Origin of the sequence: Shimia fortis (assembly GCF_040225985.1) — a bacterium.
Lineage (GTDB): Bacteria > Pseudomonadota > Alphaproteobacteria > Rhodobacterales > Rhodobacteraceae > Shimia.
This window is the reverse complement of record NZ_JBBPEU010000001.1, coordinates 637,151-658,518: the sequence shown is the minus strand read 5'-3', so window position 1 is coordinate 658,518 and position 21,368 is coordinate 637,151. Positions and strand designations below refer to the sequence as shown.

The following is a 21,368-nucleotide window of genomic DNA, read 5'->3' as shown; positions in this document are numbered from 1 at the left end:
GATTCGAATCAGTCAATGGGGTGATTCGCAAATCGCGAATCACTCATCCGTTTTCGCGCAAAATATGACCCGCCAGGTAAAGCGATCCGCAGATCAAAACGCGCGCGCGGGCATCGTCCGACAGGATCGCGGCCAGAGCATCTTCGACCGACGCGGCCACCGACGCGGGCAGGCCCACGGATGAGGCCGCGGCCGCGGTGTCTTCTGCAGGCAGGGTGTTGGCCTCGCCCGGAATGGACACGGCAACAAGGCTCTGGGCCTCGGCGGCAAGCGGGCGCAGATATCCTGTGACGTCCTTGGTGTTCAGCATCCCGCAGATCATGTGCGTGGGCCGCTTCGGTAACCCGGCCAGCAGTTTCGCCAAGGCCACCCCCGCCGCGGCGTTGTGCCCGCCGTCAAGCCAGAGTTCGGCCTCGGGGGCTGTTTCGCACAGGGGGCCGGTTTTCAGGCGTTGCATCCGCGCGGGCCATTCGGCATTGCGCATCGCCGCCTCGCAGGCGGCCTCGTCAAACCCCAGATGACGCAGCGCGGCCAGCGCAGCGCCCGCATTCATCACCTGATGCTCGCCCAGAAGGGCTGGCATCGGCAGGTCCAGCAACCCGGTCTCGTCCTGAAACACCAGACGCCCGCGTTCCTCATAGACGTGCCAGTGCTGGCCGTAGGCGATCAGCGGCGCGCCCAGCCGTGCAGCGGTGGCCTCGATCACATCCATGGCGTCGTCCTGCTGCGGCCCCACCACGCAGGGCACCCCGCGCTTGATGATCCCGGCTTTCTCGGCGGCGATCTTGGCAATCGTGTTGCCAAGGAACTGTTCATGGTCGATCGACACCGGCGTGATGATCGTGAGCTCGGGGCGGTCGATCACGTTGGTGGCATCCAGACGCCCGCCAAGCCCCACCTCAAGCAGCGTGTAATCCGCCGTGGTGCGTGCAAAGGCCAGCAGGGCCGCGCAGGTGGTGATCTCGAAATAGGTGATGTCGATGCCGCCGTTGCGATCATAGCATTCGTCCAGCACCTCGGTCAGGTAAGATTCCGAAATCAGCTCTCCGGCAAGGCGGATGCGTTCATGGAACCGCGCCAGATGCGGCGAGGTATAGGCATGTACGGATTTGCCCGCCCCTTCCAGACCGGCGCGGATCATGGCCTGGGTCGATCCCTTGCCATTGGTGCCCGCGATATGGATCACCGGCGGCAGGTCGTTTTGCGGGTTGTCCAGCGCATCCAGCAGGCGCCAAACGCGGTCAAGGGTCAGGTCGATGATCTTGGGGTGCAGCGCCATCATGCGCGCAAGGATGGCATCCGAAGTCTGGGTCATGTCCGCCTCTGAAACTGGGTCGCGCGTCGTGATACACGAACGGGGCCACGGTCTTGGTCCGCAAGCCCCGTTTGAAAGGTCAAAACCGACAGACGGTTATTTTTCGGCCTCGGCCGTGGCCTCTTGGGCTTCGGGCGCGGCATCGTCGGCCGGCGGCGCGACCGTTTCCGGCGCAGGTGCGGGCAAATCGCCAGCCACCGCCGGGGGCAGGCCCAGCAACATGCGGGTGATGGTGATCAACTCGTCCCGCATCTCGGTGCGTTTGGTCACGCGGTCCAGCATCCCGTGATCCAGCAGGTATTCCGCCCGCTGGAACCCGTCGGGCAGCTTTTCACGGATCGTCTGTTCGATCACGCGCGGCCCGGCAAAACAGATCAACGCGTTGGGTTCCGAGATATGCACGTCACCCAGCATCGCATAAGACGCCGTGACCCCGCCGGTGGTGGGGTGGGTCAGCACGACAATATAGGGCAGCCCGGCCTCTTTCAGCATCTGCACCGCCACGGTCGTGCGCGGCATCTGCATCAGCGACAGGATGCCTTCCTGCATCCGCGCACCGCCCGCTGCGGAAAACAGTATCAACGGGCGCTTCATTTCAACCGCACGCTCAGCGGCAGCGATGATCGCGTTGCCGACATACATGCCCATCGACCCGCCCATGAAGCTGAAGTCCTGACAGGCCGCCACAATCGGCGTGCGCCCGATCTCGCCCTCGGCGACCAGCATCGCCTCTTTCTCGCCGGTCGATTTCTGCGCCGCCTTCATACGATCAGGATATTTTTTCTGATCCTTGAAGTGCAGCGGATCGGCGATCGGCGCGGGCACGTCGACCTCGGTAAAAATACCGCCGTCAAACAGGGCATCGAACCGTTCGCGCGGGGTGATGGCCATATGGTGCCCACACTGGGTGCAGACATTGAGATTGGCCTTCAGTTCGCGGTGGAACAGCATGGTGCCGCAGTCATCACACTTGGTCCAGAGATTGTCCGGCGTCTCGCGACGGGAAAAGATCGAGTTGATCCGGGGACGGACATAGTTGGTGATCCAGTTCATGCGTGCCTTCCTTTTTGCGCGACGAGACGAGGCGGTTTTTTCGCAGTCCCTGTCAGATAAGACGCTACGTCAGGAAATGCAATCAGCGCCGTATCGCAATCCGCGCCGCCAGCCAGCCGCACAGGATCACCAGCGCCTCGAGCATCAGCCCCTGGCGCACGGTCTCGACGTCAGAAGGGTCAAAGGGCAGCGTGAACAGCGCCAGGCCGTCCCAATAGCCGTCCATCCCCGTGATCAGGATGGCAAAGACGTTGTTGACGAAATGCAGCGCCACCGCCGGCCCGAGATTGCCCGCCCGCGCCGTCAGATCCGCCGCCGCCAGCGCAAACAGCCCGGTCAGCCCGGCCATCGCCACCGCGTTCGGGCCAAAAGTCTCGGGATCATAGTGAAGATAGGCGAACAGCCCCGAGGGCAGCACCATCCACACAAGGGGCGAGCGAAAGCGCGCCGCAAGATGGGTTTGCAGATAGCCCCGGAACAAGAGTTCCTCGGTCCCCACCTGCAACAGGATCAGCGGCAGCGTGAAGGGCACGAGGATCAGCCACTGCGCCAACGCCATGTTCCAGTCCGGCGCAAGACCGGCCGGAGACGGAATCAGGAATACCAGCAAAAACAGGGGCATGACCCGCCGCAGCACCCGCCGCGCATCAAACAGGAACAGTTTGCGCGGGCCCAAAAGAGCCAGCAATGGGCGGTTGTGCACCATCTGCATCGCAATTCCGAGCGCCGACAGCAACAGCGCGAAGTTGCCCAGCATGATCCAGATCGCGCGATAATCGGTGCCGTCGGAAAAGGCGGGGCGCAGTTCATCCCACAGGGGGGTCTGCTGCAGGATCTGGTAGAACATTACGTTCATCGCCATGAACCCCGCCACCGTCAGGATTACCCCGCCGACAAGGCGCGCGGGCTGCGCGGTGGGCCGCGCCGGGGCAAGCAGCACTTCATGAAGTCGATATCCCGCCATGTCGCAAATGCCTGCCTTGATGCCCTGTCAGACTGCATGGGTGCCAAATTTGCCGGGGCTTTGCAATCGCCGCCTGTGCACACCCTCCCTTCGATGATGTGGCATCATCACTGGAAATATCTCGAAATATTCAAAAAAATCACATTGCAGGTTTGAGATGCCGAAACCAATCCGGTAGATAATGAAAAAAGCAAAAGCGCACTGTTTCCACAATGGAAACAAATTTCAGGGTTCGGAGTATCGGGTACATGGGGCAGAACAACAGCGGGATGCTACAGCGCCTCTATCAGAAAGCCGTCGGCCGCTACTGGGCGCGCGCGGCCCGCTCTGCCAGCAAGACCAACCTGTCCACGCTGCGGCGGCAGCGGACGCAGGCCAGCAAGTTGCGGCAGCATCTGGATACGGTGCTGTCCGTGGCGGAAAACCGGCTGGCCCTGCCCCTCATCGGATCAAGCACCTTTCCCAAACCCCACGGAACCGACTGGTCATGGCGGCCTGACCTGTGGCGGATGCCGCTTGCGAAAATCGGCATCGCCTCGGCCCAGAACAAACAGAAGCTCGGCCCCGAAGTCACCCTGTTTCACGACTGTCACGTATCCGAACTGACCCTGCGCCAGATACGCAACACGCGCGAGGCCGACCTTGCCCCGTTCGGTCTGCGCATGGACGTGTTCCGGTTTGACGGGTCTTACCTGTCGCTGGTGATCGACTTCCCGTTCGAGGCCGTGGACGGGCTCAAGCGTAACCACCTGATCCGCCTGACCACGATTGTCGAGCTGGAAAAGCCGCTCGAAATCTTTGCGCGTCTGAACATCAAACACGGCCCCAACACCGAACAGATCGTACGTGAACTGCCGCTGAACGCGGAAGAGATCATGGTGGAATTCGACCTCGCCTATTCCAAGCTGAACGAAAAGCGGGTGGAAAAGATGTGGGTCGACCTGATTTTCGAAGGCCCGGAACTGAACCAGGTCATCCTGCGCGACGTCACCCTAAGCCGCCGCCCGCGCGCCGAATTCTAACCCCAAAGAGGAGAGCACAGACATGAGCGCATGGACGCTGACCAAAACACGGCTTTTCGAAGGGGTCTGGGAAGGGGCACTGACCCGCGAGGACGGATCGCTGCCCGAACCCGCGATCACGGTCACCTATCTGGATCAGCCGGTCCACGGCGTGCAGGTGAAAGAGGACGTCGCCCATAACCGCTGGGTGCTGCGGGTGCCGATCCCGACCGATGCGATTGCGGACGGCGTGCAGACCTTTCTGATTACCGACACAAACACGGGTGATCTGCTGGACAAGATCACCATGATTTCGGGCGAGGTTCTGGCCGATGATATCCGGGCCGAACTGGATCTTTTGCGCGCGGAACTTGATATGCTGAAGCGGGCCTTCCGGCGCCATTGCCTTGAAACCATGTAACGCCGCGCGGCAACCGCACGGTGGCGCAAGCCCGCCTTAACACCGGGTGCGATAAACCTGTGCCCGTTCGAACCTTCAAGGGGCATGGCAACCCCTTGTCGCAGATGACTTGGAAACGCGGCCCCCGGTGACGCGGGGGGCCTGACCGGAACGGCCGGGGCTATGTGCCCTGTCGGATTTTCCACCTTATTTTGGCGGCGCCGCCTGTCATCATCGGGCATTCCGAAACACCGATCAGAATACAGCAAGACCGCTGCCCGGGCATGGCCCCGGGTGGCGCGTTTGGCGTGACTGCACCCCTGCCGTTAACCTAATAATGTGCGGTATAGCCGCCATCCACCGCCAGAACCTGCCCCGTGACATAGCTCGCCGCAGGCGAGGCCAGAAACAGGATCGCAGGGGCCAACTCCGCCGGTTCCCCCCAACGGCCGAGCGACGTGGCAGCCTCGAGTCGCGCCTGAATGGCGGGATCGGCGGCGGCGGCACGGTTGGGTTCTGTCTTGAAGAACCCCGGCGCGATGGCGTTGACGGTGATCCCCTGCGGCCCCAATTCGGCCGCCAGCGCGCGGGTCATGCCATTGATCCCCGCCTTGGCGGTGGTATAGGCCGCATCGCCCGACTGCGCGATGATCCCCGCGATGGACGAGATATTCACGATCCGCCCGCCAGCCCCCATCAAACCCGCCGCCTTCTGGCAGAGCATGAACGGCGCAACCAGATCGACCTCAAGCAGGCGCATCACATCGGCGCGGCTGAACTCGGGCAAGGTGCGCCTGTCGCGCATCCCAACATTGTTTACGAGGATCGAAAGCCCGTCCTCGGCAATCTCGGAAATGGCCGCGTCCACGGCATCGGCATCGGCCACATCAAAGGCCAGGGCCCGCGCCTGCCCCCCGTCTGAACGGATCGCCTCTGCGGCAGCCGCGGTTGCGTCCCGGTCCCGGCCATTGACCCAGACCATCGCCCCCGCCTCGGCCAAAAGCCGCGCCGCCGCAAACCCAAGCCCGCTGTTCGATCCGGTGACAAGCGCCGTCTGCCCCGTAAGAGAAAAAACACCGTAGTCGGCCATGCCCGTCTCCTGATTGATTTGGCGCCATATTGCCCATGCTCTGTCGGACGTTCCAGCCGTTTTGACGTGACAGATCCCATCCGGCTCTGTTTTCTGGGGTCGGGAGGACACCATATGATCACCGAAATCGTCCGTTTCACATTGCCCGAGGACATGCCCCGCGCCCGTGTGCTCGAATTGTTCGAGGCCACGATCCCGCGCTGGCAAGATCGCCCCGCCCTGATCCGCAAACAGTATCTTTACGATCCGGCCGCCCGGACCGGTGGTGGCATTTATCTATGGGAGACACTCGAGGCCGCAAAGGCCGCGCATGACGACGCATGGTGCGACCTGGCCGAGAGCCTCTATGGCAGTCGCCCGACCTTCGTCTATTTTGAAACGCCACTGGTCATCGACAATGCCGCCGGCACCGTTTTACGCGACGTCTGATCGCGCGGATTTACGCGGCGTTCCACATGACAAACCCCTGCCCTTACGTTTTGGTAAAGCAAATTTGAGGAGGCACCCATGACAGACTATCCCCATCTGTTGGCACCGCTTGATCTGGGCTTCACCACGCTGAAAAACCGCGTGTTGATGGGCTCGATGCATACCGGACTGGAAGAAACCAAGGACTGGAACCGCGTGGCCGAGTTCTATGGTGAACGCGCGCGCGGCGGCGCGGCGCTCATCGTGACCGGCGGCATGGCCCCGTCGAAAGAGGGCGGCGTCTTTCCCGGCGCGGCGGGCCTGTTCAACGATCAGGACATCGCAAACCACAAGATCGTGACCGACCGCGTGCATGAAGGCGGCGGCAAGATCGCCATGCAGATCCTGCATGCGGGCCGTTATGCCTATGGTCCGGAATGTGTCTCGGCCTCTGCCATCAAGTCGCCGATCTCGCCCTTCCCGCCGAAAGAGCTGGACGAAGAGGGGATCGAGAAACAGATCCAGGATTTCGTGACCGCCACCGTGCGCGCCCGCGAAGCAGGCTATGACGGGGTCGAGATCATGGGATCCGAGGGCTATTTCCTCAACCAGTTCCTTGTTACCCACACCAACAAGCGCACAGACCGCTGGGGCGGGTCTTACGAAAACCGCATGCGCCTGCCGGTCGAGGTGGTGCGCCGCTGCCGCGAGGCCGTGGGCGAGGATTTCATCATCATCTACCGCCTGTCGATGATCGACCTGATCCCCAACGGATCGACCCATGAAGAAGTGGTGCAACTGGCCCGGGCTGTCGAGGCGGCCGGTGCCACCATCATCAACACCGGCATCGGCTGGCACGAAGCGCGTATCCCGACCATCGCCACCAGCGTACCGCGCCGCGCCTTTGCGTGGGTCACGAAAAAACTGATGGGCAAGGTGGGCATTCCCGTCATCACCTCGAACCGGATCAACATGCCCGACGTGGCCGAAGAGGTTCTGGCCGAAGGCTGCGCCGATATGGTGTCGATGGCGCGCCCCTTCCTTGCGGATGCGGATTTCGTCAACAAGGCCGCCAAGGGCCGCGCCGACCAGATTGCGCCCTGCATCGGATGTAACCAGGCCTGTCTGGATCACACCTTCTCGGGCAAGCTGACCTCTTGCCTCGTGAACCCGCGTGCCTGTCACGAGACCGAATTGCAGATCACCCCCGCCGCTGCGCCCAAAACCGTCGCCGTTGTGGGCGCTGGCCCTGCGGGCCTGTCTACCGCGATCACGGCTGCACAACGCGGGCACAAGGTCACGCTGTTTGATCGCGCCGACAAGTTGGGCGGGCAGTTGAACGTGGCCAAGCAGATTCCGGGCAAGGAAGAATTCTGGGGGCTGGTCGACTGGTATGAAACCATGGTCGCCGCCGAAGGCATCGACCTGCGCCTGAAAACCGAGGTTTCGGCCGATGATCTGGCCGGGTTTGACGAGGTGGTGATCTCGACCGGCATCGTGCCGCGCGATCCGGGCATCCCCGGCAGCGACCGCCCCGAAGTCCTGTCTTATCTTGACGTGCTGCGCGAAAAGAAACCGGTGGGCAGACGTGTCGCCGTGATCGGCGCGGGCGGCATCGGCTTTGACGTGACCGAGTTTCTCGTGCACGAAGGCGAAAGCCTGACCGAAAACCTGCCGGAATGGATGAAGGAATGGGGCGTCGGCGACCCCGAAACCACCCCAGGTGGCTTGGCCCCTGAAGGCCCGCAACCCCATGCGCCCGCGCGCGAGGTCACGCTGATGCAGCGCAAGGCCAAGGCGCTGGGGAAGGGGCTGGGCAAGACCACCGGCTGGATCCACCGCGCCGCGCTCAAGATGAAGAACGTGCAAATGATGGGCGGCGTGAACTATGAAAAGATCGACGACGCCGGGCTGCATATCTCGTTCGGAGAGACGCGCGAGAACCCACAGGTTCTCGAAGTGGACAATATCGTGATCTGCGCCGGGCAACTTCCCGACCGATCACTGGCCGACGCGCTCGAAGCCAGGGGGATCACGCCACATGTCATCGGCGGGGCCGACGTGGCCGCTGAACTTGACGCCAAACGCGCGATTGACCAGGGCACAAGGCTGGCCGCCGCACTTTAGGAACTGCGCGCCAGTCGCTGCGCAAGCTGCTCCATGTGCCGCATATCTGTGCCGCAACACCCCCCAAGCACATTCAAGCTGGGGTTTTGCTGGCGCAGGGCGGCCAGTTGATCTGCTAGTTCGGCAGGATTGCCGTCATCAAGCTCGGTCGCCTCGTCCAGTTCTGCGTGACTGCAACGCGAAGCATTTGCCACCACCCCTTGCAGGCGACGCATCCACGGGGCGTCGTCAAGGCTAGGGGTAAAGTGATCCGGATGCGCACAATTAATCATGAAATAGCGAGCATAGCCGTCGGTCGCGTCATCCACGGCGCAAATCGCATCCCCCAGTGACATCCCCGTGGGCAGGCAGCTATCGGTTTCGACCGTGAACGCCACGATGACAGGCAAGTCACAGCTTCGCGCGGCGTTGACGATGCCGATCGCCTCTGCAGGGTAGGCCAGCGTGTAAGCACTGACGATATCGACCTTGGTGTCGGATAGCGTGGTGATCTGTTGCCTATGATATGCTTCGGCGTCCTTGGCCGTCATCTGCGTGCCCGGCGCATAGGCATCATCGCGCGGGCCGATATTGGCGCTGATCACCGTTGGCAGATCCCCGATCTCGTTACGCATGTCGACCATCAGCGCGATTGCCGCCTTGTTGAAATCGGCCAATTGCGCTGGTGTATACCCAAGCGGCCTTGCACGATCTGCGTTCGCCACCCAAGTGGGGCTTTCAAGGATCACCCCCAGCCCATGAGTCTGGGCAATGCGCATCAATTGCCGGAAATAGCCGCAGAGTGTTTCGCGGCCTTCCTTCGTTTCCAGCAATGGGTAAGAGGCAAATCCGGGCAAATCCATGCCACGGTTGAAGATCAGATCGGTTTCCATCCCGACATAGGCCAGAAAGGGTAAGTCCGCTTTTTGCGGGAGGGTTTGGCGGTGCAGTGACATCTGGGTATCCCGTTCTGTGCAGATGCACAGTCATATCACGTCACGTAGGCAGCGACCAAATTCGGCGCGTACGGGCCGGCCTTGGTGCGCTTTCAAGATTGCCGCCTCGAAACAATCTGCCTAGATGGGCGCATGGTCTTTGTCGCGATTCTTGTTGGTCTTCTACCCAGTTTCCTGATGGTGGGACTCGGGGGGCTGGTGCGCAATCGCCTTTCGGTGAATGCGTGGCAAGGGCTGGACAAGCTGAACTTCGAGATTCTGTTTCCCACGTTGATCTTTGTCGCGGCCTCGCAGCGCCCCATCGCCCTGCGCGATATCTTCAGTATCGGACCGGCGGTCTGGGCCATTCTGACGGCGGGCTTGTGTTTCGGGTATCTCGCGCGACGCTTCGGGCCCGACAGTTTTCTGGATTTCGCCGGAGCGTGGCAGACCGCTTGGCGATTCAACACGGCGCTGGCCTTTGTGGCGGTCACCACCCTGTCCAATCCCCCGATCGGGGAACTGGCTGTGGCAGTGGGCATGGCTATCCCGGTGGCCAACGTATTCGCGGTCAGCGCCCTGTCGCGGGGAAGCGGATCGCTTGTCCAGACCCTGAAAAAAGTCGCCACCAACCCGTTCCTGATCGCGTCAGTCTCTGGCGTGATCGTGGGGCTGAGCGGCATTAGCATTCCGGCACCGCTGCTGGCGCCGCTGGAGATGATTGCGCAGGCGGCCATCCCCGTGGCGCTGATTTCTGTCGGTGCGACCATGAACTGGGGCGCGCTGGCCAAACTTGACCGGTTCAGCGGCATCCTTTGTGCGACCAAGCTGGTGATTCTGCCCGCGCTGACCATGGGCAGCTGTGTTCTGCTGGGCACCGATCCGGTGCTGGCCACGACACTGACCCTGTTTGCCTGCATGCCAACCGCGTCGGCCTCGCATGTTCTGGCCGCTGGATTCGGGGCCGACCGGACCCTGTCGGCGACGCTGGTGGCCCAGTCTACATTGCTTGGGGCGGTCACTTTGCCGGTCTGGATCACGCTGATCGAGCTGGTGTTCTGAGCCACGGGAAACCGATTGTTTCGCTGTTTCCGCGACGCAAACGATCCGCTGCAAAACCCTGATATTGTCTGAGCACCGCCCTGCTTCTGCCCAATTTGGCACCGATAACTCATCCTTGAACACGAGATGTGAGGTAATGAGAACATGGATCGCCTGACCGAAATGGAAGCCTTTGCCACGGTGGTGGATCAGGGTGGATTTACTGATGCGGCCAAGAAGATGGGCATTTCGAAATCGGCGGTTTCGAAACATGTCTCGTCGCTTGAGGCACGGCTTGGCGCGCGGCTGCTGAACCGGACCACGCGCCGTGTCAGCCCCACGGAAATCGGCCTTGCCTATTACGACCGCGCGCGCCGTGTGCTGAATGACGCGGGCGAAGCGGATGCGCTGGTAACGTCGATGCAGTCGGCCCCGTCCGGCCTGCTGCGGATCAGCGTGGCCACCGATTTTGGCGTCAATCACCTGTCGCCGGTACTGGGCGAATTTCTGGCTGAATTCCCCGAAATCACGGTCAACATGGTGCTGAACAACCGCTATGTCGAACTGATCTCGGAAGGCTTTGACATGGCGATCCGTATTGGGGAACTCGAAGACAGTACGCTACGGGCACGCAAGCTGACCGAAACCACCAAACGCATGATCGCCAGCCCCGCCTATTTCGAGAAATACGGCCGCCCCGAAAAGATCGACGACCTGAACGAACATAAGCTGCTGCACTATTCGAACCAGTCCAACGGCGCCGTCTGGAAGCTGACCGCGCCCTCGGGCGAGAAACGTCAGGTCCGCACCGCCGGTTGGCTGAGTGTGAATGACGGGCAATCCCTGCTGAACGCCGCTGTGGCGGGTCTCGGGATCGCTTACCTACCGTCTTTCCTGTATGCCGACGCCATGGCGCAAGGTCTGGTCGAGGACGTGATCCCCGATCTGCCGGTCGAGACGCAGGGTATCTATGCCGTCTATCCGCCCGGCCGCTTTACCCAGCCGAAGGTGCGCGCCTTCATCGACTTCCTGGTCCATGCCTTCGCCGACAAGGGCCCGACCGACTGGTAACTTCCCTATTCCCCCGGCTTTTTCCAAAAGCCTGACTGGCCCGGGTCGCAGCCCCGGGCCTTTTCTTTTGCAGATCCGGATTATCGCGGATCAGGGGGCTGACAGAATGACAACTTCGACGCGGCGGTTTTGGTCCCGCCCCTCTGCCGTGGCGTTCGAGGTAACAGGCGCATAATAGCCGACACCGTGCGCTTCAAGCTGGGTCTCGCCGACCTCGTGACGCGTGATCAGACGTTGCATGACCGCGCGGGCACGGCCCTCGGACAGGGATAGGTTCGTCTCGGTGCTGCCTGCATTGTCGGTATGGCCCACCAGCGCCACACGGCGGGCCGGATCGCCCCCCAGCCACGCCGCGAGTTCCATAAGCGCAGCAAACTCTCCGGCACCCAGTTCCGCAGACCCGGTGGCAAATTCCAGATCAGGCAGAACCGCATGTCCGTTGGCCAGCAAGGACGGAACCAGCCCCTGCGCGTCGTTCTGAGGTTTTACAACCACCTCCGCCGGATCAGGCCGGGCCATCGGGCGCACCGGGTCTGACGTGGGCGAACCCTTGGGCGGGGCGGCTTGGCCCTCTGGCAGGATCTCGATGATCTGCAGCATGCTCGACAGGGCCGAACGGCTGGTCAGGATGGTCAGCGCCTCGCGCGAGGGGCCCTGACCCCGCGTTGCCCCGAGAAAGTAATACTCGGCCAGATCGACAAACATGTCGGGCGGAGTCATCACCTCGATCGCATAACGGAAATCGAACCCGCCGCAGGGCTGGGCCGCGCAATCCACGGTGATCTCATAGCCATCTTCGGCCACCTGTTTGCGCAGACTTTCCATCAACACGGCGGGCGACATGACACCGGCATCCAGCCGCCAACTGCGCTGAACGGCGTCTCCCTGCAGGCGCTCGACAGGTAACGCGCCATTGTCCCAGACGCCGATCGGAAAATCATAGACATGATCGGGCACCACCCTGTCGGCGAGCGCGGCGGCCCCGTCGGGCAGGTCGGGCGAAAAGCCAAGCCCGACATGCGGCCACAGGAGAACGGCTATGACCGCAAGACGTTTCACCGGAACTGCGCGTGATACTCGGGGTTCGGACGCATGTCGGTGGCCGAGGCCACGCGGTTGGTCATGTTGAAGAACCCGGTCACGCTGGCGATGTCAAAGATATCGCGATCCGAGAACCCGACATCGCGCAGAGCCTGGCGGTCGGCTTCGCTGGTGGCGCTGCTTTCCTTGGTAATCTTCTCGGCAAAATCCAGCATCGCGCGCTGGCGGACATCCAGACGGGCCGCCTTGTAGTTCATCACCATCAACTCGCCCAGTTCGGGATCACCCGACAATTCGCGCACCGCAGCGCCATGCGCAGTCAGGCAATAAAAGCACTTGTTGATTGACGACACGACCACGGCGATCATCTCGCGCTCAAGCTTGGTCAGGCCGCTGTCGGCCAGCATCAGGTCGTTATACATCGCCGTAAAGGCGTTCAGCTTGTCGATGTCAAAGGCGTAAGAGCGCAGCACGTTGGGCACCATGCCCAGCTTTTCCTGACAAATGTCGAAATATTTTTGCGTCGCCTCGGGCAACGGGTCCACCGGCGGCAGGTTCAACGCGGTGGGCAAATCGGACTGGCTCATGTGTCTCCCTCTCAGTCGTCTTGCAGAATGCGGTAATGATACCGTCCCACAACATGCATTCCGAGGGAAGCATATAAACCGTTTGCCGCGACGTTGGCATCGGTGCAGATCACTGACAGCGTGTGCCCGCCATTGTCGAGCGTCCAATACGCCGCGCGACGCATCAGCCAGCGGCCCACGCCCATGCGGCGCTGGAACGGGACGATCTCGACTGCGTGCACCATGCTGATGCCGTCGTGCATGGCGCAGAAGCTGCTACCGGCGGGTTTGTCCTGCCAGCGCGAGACAAAGCCGGTTTTGGGGCCCTTGACCCGCATCATGACCTCGACCCGCTCGGGACCGATGCCGCCCGCGGCCCAGATTTCGCGCATGATGGCCAGCGGCTCCCATGCGGCAATGGCGGCGGTGCGCGGGGGCAGTTCGGTGGCGATATCCCCGGCCTTGGCGGCGTACATCGTGACGGGGTCGATGATGTCATAGCCGCGCTGCGCCAGCGCCGCATCCAGCGCGTCGTCACCCTCGCGGATCTGGAACAGTGGCGTCTGGTTCAGGGCGCGCATGACCGTTTCGGCAGCGGTGATGTCGTCCAGCGTAAATGGTCCGGTTGCGGTGGCCGCCGAGACGCGTTTGCCGCCCCCTTGCCCGTCCCGGATCAGGAAAGGCCCACAGTCGGACACGACGGCGGGGGGCCATGTGGCCTCGCATACCTCATACAATTTTTGGGCGTCGGGCAGGGTCATGCGAAGACCTCGGCCAGTTTGGTCATGGCCGCGTCGATGCGCGCGCCATCGGTGCCGCGGATCACGATATTGGCGCCGAAAGCCCCGTTTTTCTGGAACGGGTAAGACCCGATCGACAGGTCACTGAATTCTGCGGCCAATTCACCCAGCGGCCCGGCCAGATCGCCTTCGCCACGCTGGATGGTCAGGGATTGCGACAACAACGGCGCGCCCCCGGTAATGCCCGGCAGGACACTGGCGACCATCGCCTGAAACACCGACGGCACACCGGCCATGACATGTACGTTTTCCACGGTAAACCCGGGCGCGATCGACACAGGGTTGTCGATCAGGGTCGCCTTTTCCGGGATTCGCGCCATGCGCTGGCGCGCGGCGTTGAACTCGCGCCCTTCGGCCTTGTAATAGGCATCAAGCAGGGCAAAGGCATCGTCGCGCACGTGAATGGACTGGCCAAAGGCCTCGGCCACGCAATCGGCGGTGATGTCGTCATGGGTCGGCCCGATGCCGCCGCTGGTAAACAGGTGGTCATAACGAGCAGATAACTCTTGCAAGGCGGCCACGATGGCGGGACTGTTATCGGCGACCACACGCGCCTCTTTCAGGTCCACGCCATGTTTCGTCAGTTCGCCAGCCAGAAAATGCATGTTCGAGTCGCGCGTACGCCCCGACAGAATCTCGTCACCAATGACCAGCATCGCAGCGGTGGGGTTCGGCATCGTCTTCTCCTTGTCACTCGACAAGAGCAGGTATAGGCCTGTGCCCATGCGCTTTCAAACCCCTCTTGTTCCCGCCGTGCTGATCCGCCGCTATAAACGGTTTCTGGCCGATGTGCGGCTGGACGACGGGCGCGAGGTGACTGCCCATTGCGCCAACCCCGGCAGCATGATGGGGCTGGCCGAACCGGGCAGCCGGATCTGGCTGGAACCCAATGATGATCCGAAGAAGAAACTCAAATTCGGTTGGCGTCTTGTGGACCACGAAAACGGGCACTTCACGGGCGTGGACACCTCGGTGCCGAACCGTGCGCTGAAACAGGTACTGTTGAACCGCGCCTTGCCGGAACTGGCGGCCTATCCAATGGTGCGCCCCGAGGTGAAATACGGCGAAAACAGCCGTATTGATTTCCTGCTGAGCGGTGCCGACGCGCCAGATCTTTATGTCGAGGTCAAAAGCGTGACCCTTTCAAGGGTTCCCGGTCTGGCAGAGTTTCCCGACAGTGTGACCAAGCGCGGCGCCAAGCATCTGGGTGAATTGCGCGAAGTTGTCCGACAGGGGCACCGCGCCGTGATGTTCTATCTCGTGCAGCGCACTGACGCTACGCGCGTGACCCTGGCCGACGATATCGACCCCGCCTATGCCGCAGCTTTTGATGCCGCCACGGATGCAGGGGTCCAGGTGATGGCCTATGATTGTGTCCTGTCCCCCGACGAGATCAAAATCGGCGCGCCCTTGCCCTTTGTGCGCAATCCCTGACATCCGTCAGGGTCCGTTTCCGATGCGCGCCAGATCATCCGCTGCACCGCATTTCAGGGTGGCCGTCATCAACGCCGCATCCCCGCGAATCCGGTCCACGGGGCAGTGATACGTGGTTTCCACCGCGATTTCAGCCCGTCTGCCCAATTGCTGGCTCAGACGGGGGGCATATTCGGCATTGGTCCGCATCACCTGCACCCGATCATCCTGCCGCCGCATTTCAAAAGAGGTGCCCAACACCTGTGCCCGCGTCACGGGCGCACCTTGAAAATGCATCCCCGGCGCATTGCAGGCCAGAAGCCCGGTGGCCAGACAAAGCAGAGGGATGATCCAAAACGCACGCATAACCCCTGAGTGACGCAAGAAGATTAAGAAATCGTTTCCAAACGTCCGGCGCTGTGCGCGAATGTCGCATATGTATTCCAAATTTAGAATGTATTATATATTCCAAGTTTTGAATTTTATGGAGAGTCGCCATGTCCGCGTCCGCCAAACGCCCCGCAGACACCTATTCGCCGCTCTATTTCCTCGCCTCGCTGGGCGCAGGAGGATTGTCGGTCACGTTTTTTATGTACCTGATGTTCTGGGTCCCCCATCCCGGAAAACCCGTACCCACCTTCGAGGACATCTCGGCCGCCTTTGCCACCGGCGGCACGCCGCTGCAAGCAGCGATCATCGTGGCCGTGATCGGCATCGCCATCATGGCCTTCCTGAACCTGAAATACCTGTTCTGGAACCTTGGGGCCTACAAAGCCTTCAAACAGACCGACGCCTACACCGCGCTGCGCAATTCGAACGCCGAATCGACCCTGCTGGCGATGCCGCTGGCGCTGGCCATGACGGTGAACGGAATGTTCATCGTCGGGCTGGTCTTCGTTCCCGGATTGTGGAGCATTGTCGAATACCTGTTCCCGATGGCCCTTGTCGCCTTTGCCCTGATCGGCTGGCTGGCCTTCCGCATGATCAGTGATTTCCTCGGGCGTATCCTGACCCAAGGCGGCATTTTTGATGTGACGGCGAACAACTCTTTTGCCCAGATGCTGCCCGCCTTTGCGCTGTCGATGGTGGCTGTGGGACTGTCGGCCCCTGCCGCGATGAGCCTGAACCCCGTCACCTCGGGCCTGTCGCTGATCCTGTCGACCTTTGTCGGCATCACCGCGATTGTCTATGCACTGGTGGCGATCTTCACGGCGTTCAACTCGATGCTGCACCACGGCACCGCGAAAGAGGCCGGCCCGACCCTGTTGGTGGTGGTGCCGATCATGACCGTGCTTGGCATCATGTTGCTGCGTCAGGGACATGGGCTGCATGAAACCTTCGGGGCGCATGGCAACGCGACCGACAACCTGATGATGCTGGGCCGGATGCTGTCGGTACAGATCGTGTTCCTGATGCTGGGTCTTCTGGTTCTGCGTCGCCAGGGATATTTCACTGACTTCGTGTTCGGCACGAAAACCTCGCCCGGGTCCTATGCGCTGGTCTGCCCCGGTGTGGCACTGGCGGTGATGACCCATTTCTTCACCAACAAGGGGCTGGTTGGCGCGGGCCTGATCGACAAGTTCTCGGTCGCCTATTGGGCCGTGAGCACGATCGCGATCCTGTTCCAGATCAGCATGATCGTTCTGGTGATCCGCCTGAACCGCCAGCATTTCGGCAAACCGGCCGCAGGCACCGCCGTTCCCGCCGAATAAACGAAACACCACTCACGCAAAGAAAAGGGGCGCTTCCGGGCGCCCCTTTTTCCGTGCCGCTTACGCGCCCAATGCCGCCCGCAGTGCCGCCGCCAACCGGCGCACACCTTCGTCGATGGTCGCCTCGTCCGCGCAGGAGAAGCTCAGCCGGATCGTGTTGCGCCCCGACCCGTCCGCGAAAAACGCATGCCCCGGCACAAAAGCCACCTTCTGCGTCTCGAGCGCCTGGGCCAGCAAATCGGCCCCGTCCACAGCCACCGGCAGAGTCAGCCACACGAACATGCCCCCCTCGGGGCGGGTCCAATCCACACCCGGCGGCATATAGGTTGCAAGCGCGGCCAGCATCGCATCACGCCGCGCGCCATAGGCCCCGCGCACTGTGGCGACATGGTCCTCGAAACAGCTGCGCGCGACATGGTTGATCGCCATCTGGTTCAGGGTTGGCGAATGCAGGTCCGAGGCCTGCTTCATCAGCACAAGCTGCGCAATCACCGGTTTGGCCGCCACGATCCAGCCCACGCGCAACCCCGGCGACAGGGTCTTGGAAAAGCTGCCGCAATAGATCGTTCGGCACGCCTCGATATCCCCCTTGCGGGCGATTTCCAGCGCGAGGATGGGCGGAATGTCGGACCCGTCATAGCGCAGCGCCTGATAGGCCGCATCCTCGATCACCGCACAATCCACCGCCTCGGCCAGATCCAGAAGGTTCTGCCGCCCCCGCAGATCCACGGTCTCGCCGGTCGGGTTCGAAAAATCAGACGACAGGTAGGCAAATTTTACCCGCCCGCCCGTGGCCTCTTGCGCAGCCTGTACATAATCCTCGGGCGCGCGGTTGCCGTTGATGCTCAGCTGATCATAGCGTGGCTCGTACGGGTTGAACGCCCCCAGCGCCCCCATATAAGTCGGCCAGTTCACCAGCGCCGTATCCCCCGGCGACAGGAACAGCCTGCCAAGGTAATCCAGCGCCTGCTGCGACCCACTGGTGATCAGAATATTGTCCACGTCGCAAGGCACACCGATCTTGGCCATCTCGCCCACCAGCCAGCCGCGCAACGGACGATACCCTTCACTAACCGAATATTGCAGCGCCGAGGCCGCATGATCCGTCATACAGGCCGACAGGGCCTTGGAAAAAGCCTCTGCCGGGAACAGGGCCGGGTCGGGAATCCCCCCGGCAAAGGAAATGATCCCCGGCTGATCCAAAAGCTTAAGCAATTCCCGGATCTCCGACGCTTTCATCCGCTTTGTGCGCCCGGCAAACATCTGTTCCAGCTTCATGATCTTCCCCAGCGAGTCATTTTCGATCCGGCCACCCTAGGCGTTGCGCAATATAAGTCAACAATACTGACTAATTGTAACAATTTTCGTGAACAGGCCGGCGGGCCTTGCCCCCCTTTACGGGATGTGGTCAAGTCACCTGACCACGCGCACAGGTCCAAAATGCCTTTTCAAAAAGTCCAAACCGAAAAACTCTCTACCTCGGTCATCCGCCAGATCGAGCTCCTGATCCTGCGAGGCATTCTGCGCCCGGGCGAACGCCTGCCGTCAGAGCGGGACCTGTCGGACAAGCTCGGCGTCTCGCGCCCGTCGCTGCGCGAGGCCATTGCCGACCTGCAGGATCGCGGTCTTCTGGTCTCCAAGGCCGGCGCCGGCATCTTTGTGGCCGATGTGCTTGGCAGCGCGTTCTCGGAAAGTCTGATCAAACTTTTCTCGGAACATGACGAGGCGGTGTTCGACTATATCTCGTTCCGCCGCGACATGGAGGGGCTGGCCGCCGAACGCGCCGCCCGGTTTGCCTCGGACACCGACCTCAAGGTGATCCAGACCGTGTTTGACAAGATGGAAGCCGCCCATGCCAAGCGGAACCCGGCGGATGAATCCCGGCTGGACGCGGATTTCCACCTCGCCATCATCGAGGCCAGCCATAACGTGATCATGCTGCACATGATGCGATCCATGTATCAGTTGCTACGCGAAGGCGTGTTCTACAACCGCGGCATCATGTTCAAACAGCGCACCACCCGCAGCGATCTTCTCGAGCAGCACCGCGCGATCAACACCGCCCTTCAGGCCCGTGACCCCGACGCCGCGAGGAAGGCGGTCATTGACCACCTCAACTATGTTGAAGGCTCGCTCTCGGATCATAAGAAAGCCGAACGGAACGAGGCCGTCGCCCGCCAGCGCTTCGAGCACGAACAACGCCGCTGAGCCACCCCCGCCCTTTTTCTTGGGGAAAATACCTCGGGGTGAATTGGCCCCCACAAGGGGGCCAAGAGGGGCAGCGCCCCTGCCCCTAGGCAACCTTCAGAACGATCTTGCCGATATGGCCGCTGCTCTCCATCCGCGCATGGGCGGCGGCGGCATCGGTCAGGTCAAACTCGCTGTCCATCACGGGCGCCACCCGCCCCGCATCCAGCAGCGGCCAGACCTTCTCGCGCAAGTCGGCGGCGATCCGCGCCTTGGCAAGGTCGCTCTGCGGGCGCAGGGTGCTGCCGGTGATGGTCAGGCGGCGCGTCATTACCTGCGCAAAATTCAACTCGACCTTGGGCCCCGACAAAAAGGCGATCTGGACAAGCCGCCCGTCATCCGCCAGCGCCTTGATGTTGCGCGGGATGTAAGGCCCGCCCACCATGTCGAGGATCAGGTTCGCGCCCCCTTCGGCGCGCAGCACCTCGACGAAATCCTCGTCACGGTAATTGATCGCCCGCTCAGCCCCAAGATCCAGACAGGCGGCACATTTTTCATCCGACCCAGCTGTCGCAAACACCCGCGCGCCAAGCACATTTGCCAGCTGGATGGCCGTGGTGCCGATTCCGCTGGATCCACCATGCACGAGAAACCGTTCCCCCGCCTTCAGGCCACCGCGCTGGAACACGTTGGACCAGACCGTAAAGAAGGTCTCGGGCAGACAGGCGGCCTCGCGCAGCCCCATGCCTTTCGGGACAGGCAGACAATGGGCCGCCGGGGTCAGGGCATATTCGGCATAGCCACCCCCCGGCAACAGGGCACAGACCTCGTCCCCTTCAGACCAGTCGCCGACTCCCGCGCCCACGGCAACGATCGTACCCGAAGCCTCAAGCCCGGGCAGATCACTGGCATTCGGGGGCGGAGCATAGGCGCCCGCGCGCTGCAAGGCATCAGGACGGTTCACGCCGGCATATGCCACGCGAATCACCACCTCGCCCGCACCCGGCATGGGCACCGGGCGTTCGGTGGGTTTGAGGACTTCCGGTCCGCCGTGTTCGGTGATTTCGATTGCGCGCATTGTCTGGGTCATGGAGGTCTCCTCAAGCTTTGCAACCGTTCTAGCATCCCCGTCGCGGGGGGCAATCAGAACCACAGCCTTGGTGATGGGATGCACAGACGTCCCCCATGGACGCGCCCGCCGCGCACAGCGCGGCCCCGCCCAACGCTTTGGGACGCATCTATGATGCGCCGCAAAAGGGGCGGGAGGCCCTTAGCCCCGCGATTGGCCCGGCAGATCGTTGCGCGACCGGGGCGGCCGGATCTGCGACAACACCCCAAGCGGACCCGCCATCATCTTGCCCACGGGGCTGTTGCGGAACCGGGCCTTGGTTTTTTCAAAGCTCATGACATTGTCGATACGACGATCCAGAAAGGCCCAGGTCGCCTCGTGCCCCTCGCTTTCATCGCCCAGCCAGTAAAGAACGGTCGATCCATACACCGCCGACAGGGTCATGCGCTTGGTGTACCAGTTCACATCGTCCGACGTGTCGCCCAGCGCCGTCCAGATCGCATCACAGGTGCCCCAGACCAGCTCAGCCCCCGTGCCGGCATATTGCGGAAGGGCAAACAGGGTGGTGCCCCGACGCACCGCCTCTTTGTCATCGGCGGCTTCAAGGCGGAACCGCACCAGAGCGGCAACCCTTTCGCTATAGCGCATCTCGGACAGGTCCTCGGCCTCGAAGCGCGCCAGCATCAGCGCATCGCCGCGCTTGTGATAGGCCACGGCAAGGTCAACCGCGCCGCGCGGGCACAGGGCCTTTGCCACGACCGGATTGACCCCGCTGTCCCGGATGGCCGCATCAAAGGTTTCGGCGCTCCAGCCGTCGAACACCACATGCATCAGAGCGGCATCCAGCAGGGCATCTTTGGGATCGGTCGACGTCATGGCGGCTCTCCTTGTTCTTGTGCGCATACTAGACAAAGCAAAACAGCTTTGCTATAGGGCCACCTCCTGCAATTTCATTGCAACTCAAAACTTAGAAAGGTGGTGAATACCACATGCAGGTTAGTGTTCGCGACAACAATGTCGATCAGGCGCTTCGTGCCCTGAAGAAAAAGCTGCAGCGTGAAGGCGTCTTCCGTGAAATGAAGCTCAAGCAACATTTCGAAAAGCCGTCCGAGAAAAAAGCGCGCGAGAAAGCTGAAGCGATCCGCCGTGCCCGTAAACTGGCACGCAAGAAAGCCCAGCGCGAAGGTTTGCTCTAA

Annotated in this window: 23 protein-coding genes; 10 read left to right on the top strand and 13 right to left on the bottom strand. The window is 61.9% G+C overall.

Annotation, left to right across the window (positions count from 1 at the left end; all coding sequences use genetic code 11):
* Positions 1-43: 43 nt before the first annotated feature.
* The 3 genes from WNE31_RS03045 to WNE31_RS03035 all read right to left on the bottom strand — a co-directional run bounded on the left by WNE31_RS03045 (position 44) and on the right by WNE31_RS03035 (position 3,332).
* Positions 44-1,315 carry a bifunctional folylpolyglutamate synthase/dihydrofolate synthase gene (locus WNE31_RS03045; RefSeq protein ID WP_349978203.1) on the bottom strand — a complete coding sequence of 424 codons (1,272 nt, stop codon included), beginning with the start codon at positions 1,313-1,315 and terminating at the stop codon, positions 44-46.
* A 96-nt stretch (positions 1,316-1,411) separates the two neighbouring features.
* The gene (accD, locus tag WNE31_RS03040) at positions 1,412-2,368 is read right to left on the bottom strand and encodes an acetyl-CoA carboxylase, carboxyltransferase subunit beta (protein ID WP_349978201.1); all 957 of its coding nucleotides are present in this window, start codon (positions 2,366-2,368) and stop codon (positions 1,412-1,414) included.
* Between the two features lie 82 nt (positions 2,369-2,450).
* Positions 2,451-3,332: a CPBP family intramembrane glutamic endopeptidase gene (locus WNE31_RS03035; protein ID WP_349978199.1), complete on the bottom strand. Its 882-nt coding sequence runs from the start codon at positions 3,330-3,332 to the stop codon at positions 2,451-2,453.
* Positions 3,333-3,580: 248 nt separating this feature from the next.
* On the opposite strand from WNE31_RS03035, the gene WNE31_RS03030 reads away from it, so the two are divergent.
* Positions 3,581-4,354: a DUF6478 family protein gene (locus tag WNE31_RS03030; RefSeq protein ID WP_349978198.1), complete on the top strand. Its 774-nt coding sequence runs from the start codon at positions 3,581-3,583 to the stop codon at positions 4,352-4,354.
* 22 nt (positions 4,355-4,376) lie between these two features.
* Positions 4,377-4,754, top strand: coding sequence for a hypothetical protein (locus WNE31_RS03025; RefSeq protein ID WP_349978196.1), 378 nt, complete (start codon positions 4,377-4,379; stop codon positions 4,752-4,754).
* Positions 4,755-5,064: 310 nt separating this feature from the next.
* On the opposite strand, the gene WNE31_RS03020 is transcribed toward WNE31_RS03025, so the two are convergent.
* A complete protein-coding gene (locus tag WNE31_RS03020) occupies positions 5,065-5,823 on the bottom strand; it encodes an SDR family oxidoreductase (RefSeq protein WP_349978195.1) in 759 nt (252 codons plus the stop codon).
* Between the two features lie 114 nt (positions 5,824-5,937).
* On the opposite strand from WNE31_RS03020, the gene WNE31_RS03015 reads away from it, so the two are divergent.
* Positions 5,938-6,252: a hypothetical protein gene (locus WNE31_RS03015; protein WP_349978193.1), complete on the top strand. Its 315-nt coding sequence runs from the start codon at positions 5,938-5,940 to the stop codon at positions 6,250-6,252.
* Between the two features lie 78 nt (positions 6,253-6,330).
* Complete coding sequence (locus WNE31_RS03010; RefSeq protein WP_349978191.1) at positions 6,331-8,358, top strand: NADPH-dependent 2,4-dienoyl-CoA reductase; 2,028 nt, start codon at positions 6,331-6,333, stop codon at positions 8,356-8,358.
* Here the strand turns inward: WNE31_RS03010 and WNE31_RS03005 are convergent.
* Positions 8,355-9,293 (bottom strand): homocysteine S-methyltransferase family protein, encoded by a 939-nt coding sequence (locus WNE31_RS03005; RefSeq protein WP_349978189.1) that lies wholly within the window; start codon positions 9,291-9,293, stop codon positions 8,355-8,357. The genes WNE31_RS03010 and WNE31_RS03005 overlap by 4 nt on opposite strands.
* 132 nt (positions 9,294-9,425) lie before the next feature.
* Here WNE31_RS03005 and WNE31_RS03000 point away from each other — a divergent pair, with 132 nt between their 5' ends.
* Positions 9,426-10,334 (top strand): AEC family transporter, encoded by a 909-nt coding sequence (locus tag WNE31_RS03000; RefSeq protein ID WP_349978187.1) that lies wholly within the window; start codon positions 9,426-9,428, stop codon positions 10,332-10,334.
* A 144-nt stretch (positions 10,335-10,478) separates the two neighbouring features.
* On the top strand, positions 10,479-11,384 hold the full coding sequence (locus WNE31_RS02995) for a LysR family transcriptional regulator (RefSeq protein WP_349978186.1): 906 nt from the start codon (positions 10,479-10,481) through the stop codon (positions 11,382-11,384).
* A 90-nt stretch (positions 11,385-11,474) separates the two neighbouring features.
* Here WNE31_RS02995 and WNE31_RS02990 read toward each other — a convergent pair whose 3' ends face one another.
* Genes WNE31_RS02990 through WNE31_RS02975 form a run of 4 tightly spaced genes read right to left on the bottom strand, consistent with a single transcriptional unit; the run spans position 11,475 to position 14,468 of the window.
* The gene (locus tag WNE31_RS02990) at positions 11,475-12,443 is read right to left on the bottom strand and encodes an OmpA family protein (RefSeq protein WP_349978184.1); all 969 of its coding nucleotides are present in this window, start codon (positions 12,441-12,443) and stop codon (positions 11,475-11,477) included.
* Positions 12,440-13,012 (bottom strand): peroxidase-related enzyme, encoded by a 573-nt coding sequence (locus WNE31_RS02985; protein WP_349978183.1) that lies wholly within the window; start codon positions 13,010-13,012, stop codon positions 12,440-12,442. The genes WNE31_RS02990 and WNE31_RS02985 overlap by 4 nt, the downstream gene beginning before the upstream one ends.
* A gap of 11 nt (positions 13,013-13,023) precedes the next feature.
* On the bottom strand, positions 13,024-13,752 hold the full coding sequence (locus WNE31_RS02980; RefSeq protein ID WP_349978181.1) for a GNAT family N-acetyltransferase: 729 nt from the start codon (positions 13,750-13,752) through the stop codon (positions 13,024-13,026).
* Positions 13,749-14,468: a competence/damage-inducible protein A gene (locus WNE31_RS02975; protein WP_349978179.1), complete on the bottom strand. Its 720-nt coding sequence runs from the start codon at positions 14,466-14,468 to the stop codon at positions 13,749-13,751. Before WNE31_RS02975 ends, WNE31_RS02980 begins: the two co-directional genes overlap by 4 nt.
* Positions 14,469-14,514: 46 nt before the next feature.
* On the opposite strand from WNE31_RS02975, the gene sfsA reads away from it, so the two are divergent.
* A complete protein-coding gene (gene sfsA / locus WNE31_RS02970; protein ID WP_349978177.1) occupies positions 14,515-15,225 on the top strand; it encodes a DNA/RNA nuclease SfsA in 711 nt (236 codons plus the stop codon).
* 6 nt (positions 15,226-15,231) lie between these two features.
* Here the strand turns inward: sfsA and WNE31_RS02965 are convergent, their stop codons facing one another.
* Complete coding sequence (locus WNE31_RS02965) at positions 15,232-15,570, bottom strand: hypothetical protein (protein ID WP_349978175.1); 339 nt, start codon at positions 15,568-15,570, stop codon at positions 15,232-15,234.
* A 131-nt stretch (positions 15,571-15,701) separates the two neighbouring features.
* Here WNE31_RS02965 and WNE31_RS02960 point away from each other — a divergent pair, with 131 nt between their 5' ends.
* The gene (locus WNE31_RS02960; RefSeq protein WP_349978174.1) at positions 15,702-16,916 is read left to right on the top strand and encodes a TsoY family (seleno)protein; all 1,215 of its coding nucleotides are present in this window, start codon (positions 15,702-15,704) and stop codon (positions 16,914-16,916) included.
* A gap of 60 nt (positions 16,917-16,976) precedes the next feature.
* Here WNE31_RS02960 and WNE31_RS02955 read toward each other — a convergent pair whose 3' ends face one another.
* On the bottom strand, positions 16,977-18,194 hold the full coding sequence (locus tag WNE31_RS02955; protein ID WP_349978172.1) for an aminotransferase-like domain-containing protein: 1,218 nt from the start codon (positions 18,192-18,194) through the stop codon (positions 16,977-16,979).
* Positions 18,195-18,356: 162 nt separating this feature from the next.
* Here WNE31_RS02955 and WNE31_RS02950 point away from each other — a divergent pair, with 162 nt between their 5' ends.
* On the top strand, positions 18,357-19,124 hold the full coding sequence (locus WNE31_RS02950) for a FadR/GntR family transcriptional regulator (protein WP_349978170.1): 768 nt from the start codon (positions 18,357-18,359) through the stop codon (positions 19,122-19,124).
* An 85-nt stretch (positions 19,125-19,209) separates the two neighbouring features.
* On the opposite strand, the gene WNE31_RS02945 is transcribed toward WNE31_RS02950, so the two are convergent.
* A complete protein-coding gene (locus WNE31_RS02945; RefSeq protein ID WP_349978168.1) occupies positions 19,210-20,193 on the bottom strand; it encodes an NAD(P)H-quinone oxidoreductase in 984 nt (327 codons plus the stop codon).
* A gap of 180 nt (positions 20,194-20,373) precedes the next feature.
* Positions 20,374-21,048 (bottom strand): COQ9 family protein, encoded by a 675-nt coding sequence (locus WNE31_RS02940; RefSeq protein ID WP_349978167.1) that lies wholly within the window; start codon positions 21,046-21,048, stop codon positions 20,374-20,376.
* Positions 21,049-21,161: 113 nt separating this feature from the next.
* On the opposite strand from WNE31_RS02940, the gene rpsU reads away from it, so the two are divergent.
* Positions 21,162-21,368 carry a 30S ribosomal protein S21 gene (gene rpsU, locus WNE31_RS02935; RefSeq protein WP_005614280.1) on the top strand — a complete coding sequence of 69 codons (207 nt, stop codon included), beginning with the start codon at positions 21,162-21,164 and terminating at the stop codon, positions 21,366-21,368.

What these genes read in the sequence shown, in the direction of transcription:
- WNE31_RS03045 (WP_349978203.1), bottom strand. Translation starts at nt 1,315, where the DNA reads ATGACCCAGACTTCGGATGCCATCCTTGCGCGCATGATGGCGCTGCAC.
- accD (WP_349978201.1), bottom strand. Translation starts at nt 2,368, where the DNA reads ATGAACTGGATCACCAACTATGTCCGTCCCCGGATCAACTCGATCTTT.
- WNE31_RS03035 (WP_349978199.1), bottom strand. Translation starts at nt 3,332, where the DNA reads ATGGCGGGATATCGACTTCATGAAGTGCTGCTTGCCCCGGCGCGGCCC.
- WNE31_RS03030 (WP_349978198.1), top strand. Translation starts at nt 3,581, where the DNA reads ATGGGGCAGAACAACAGCGGGATGCTACAGCGCCTCTATCAGAAAGCC.
- WNE31_RS03025 (WP_349978196.1), top strand. Translation starts at nt 4,377, where the DNA reads ATGAGCGCATGGACGCTGACCAAAACACGGCTTTTCGAAGGGGTCTGG.
- WNE31_RS03020 (WP_349978195.1), bottom strand. Translation starts at nt 5,823, where the DNA reads ATGGCCGACTACGGTGTTTTTTCTCTTACGGGGCAGACGGCGCTTGTC.
- WNE31_RS03015 (WP_349978193.1), top strand. Translation starts at nt 5,938, where the DNA reads ATGATCACCGAAATCGTCCGTTTCACATTGCCCGAGGACATGCCCCGC.
- WNE31_RS03010 (WP_349978191.1), top strand. Translation starts at nt 6,331, where the DNA reads ATGACAGACTATCCCCATCTGTTGGCACCGCTTGATCTGGGCTTCACC.
- WNE31_RS03005 (WP_349978189.1), bottom strand. Translation starts at nt 9,293, where the DNA reads ATGTCACTGCACCGCCAAACCCTCCCGCAAAAAGCGGACTTACCCTTT.
- WNE31_RS03000 (WP_349978187.1), top strand. Translation starts at nt 9,426, where the DNA reads ATGGTCTTTGTCGCGATTCTTGTTGGTCTTCTACCCAGTTTCCTGATG.
- WNE31_RS02995 (WP_349978186.1), top strand. Translation starts at nt 10,479, where the DNA reads ATGGATCGCCTGACCGAAATGGAAGCCTTTGCCACGGTGGTGGATCAG.
- WNE31_RS02985 (WP_349978183.1), bottom strand. Translation starts at nt 13,012, where the DNA reads ATGAGCCAGTCCGATTTGCCCACCGCGTTGAACCTGCCGCCGGTGGAC.
- WNE31_RS02980 (WP_349978181.1), bottom strand. Translation starts at nt 13,752, where the DNA reads ATGACCCTGCCCGACGCCCAAAAATTGTATGAGGTATGCGAGGCCACA.
- WNE31_RS02975 (WP_349978179.1), bottom strand. Translation starts at nt 14,468, where the DNA reads ATGCCGAACCCCACCGCTGCGATGCTGGTCATTGGTGACGAGATTCTG.
- sfsA (WP_349978177.1), top strand. Translation starts at nt 14,515, where the DNA reads ATGCGCTTTCAAACCCCTCTTGTTCCCGCCGTGCTGATCCGCCGCTAT.
- WNE31_RS02965 (WP_349978175.1), bottom strand. Translation starts at nt 15,570, where the DNA reads ATGCGTGCGTTTTGGATCATCCCTCTGCTTTGTCTGGCCACCGGGCTT.
- WNE31_RS02960 (WP_349978174.1), top strand. Translation starts at nt 15,702, where the DNA reads ATGTCCGCGTCCGCCAAACGCCCCGCAGACACCTATTCGCCGCTCTAT.
- WNE31_RS02955 (WP_349978172.1), bottom strand. Translation starts at nt 18,194, where the DNA reads ATGAAGCTGGAACAGATGTTTGCCGGGCGCACAAAGCGGATGAAAGCG.
- WNE31_RS02950 (WP_349978170.1), top strand. Translation starts at nt 18,357, where the DNA reads ATGCCTTTTCAAAAAGTCCAAACCGAAAAACTCTCTACCTCGGTCATC.
- WNE31_RS02945 (WP_349978168.1), bottom strand. Translation starts at nt 20,193, where the DNA reads ATGACCCAGACAATGCGCGCAATCGAAATCACCGAACACGGCGGACCG.
- WNE31_RS02940 (WP_349978167.1), bottom strand. Translation starts at nt 21,048, where the DNA reads ATGACGTCGACCGATCCCAAAGATGCCCTGCTGGATGCCGCTCTGATG.
- rpsU (WP_005614280.1), top strand. Translation starts at nt 21,162, where the DNA reads ATGCAGGTTAGTGTTCGCGACAACAATGTCGATCAGGCGCTTCGTGCC.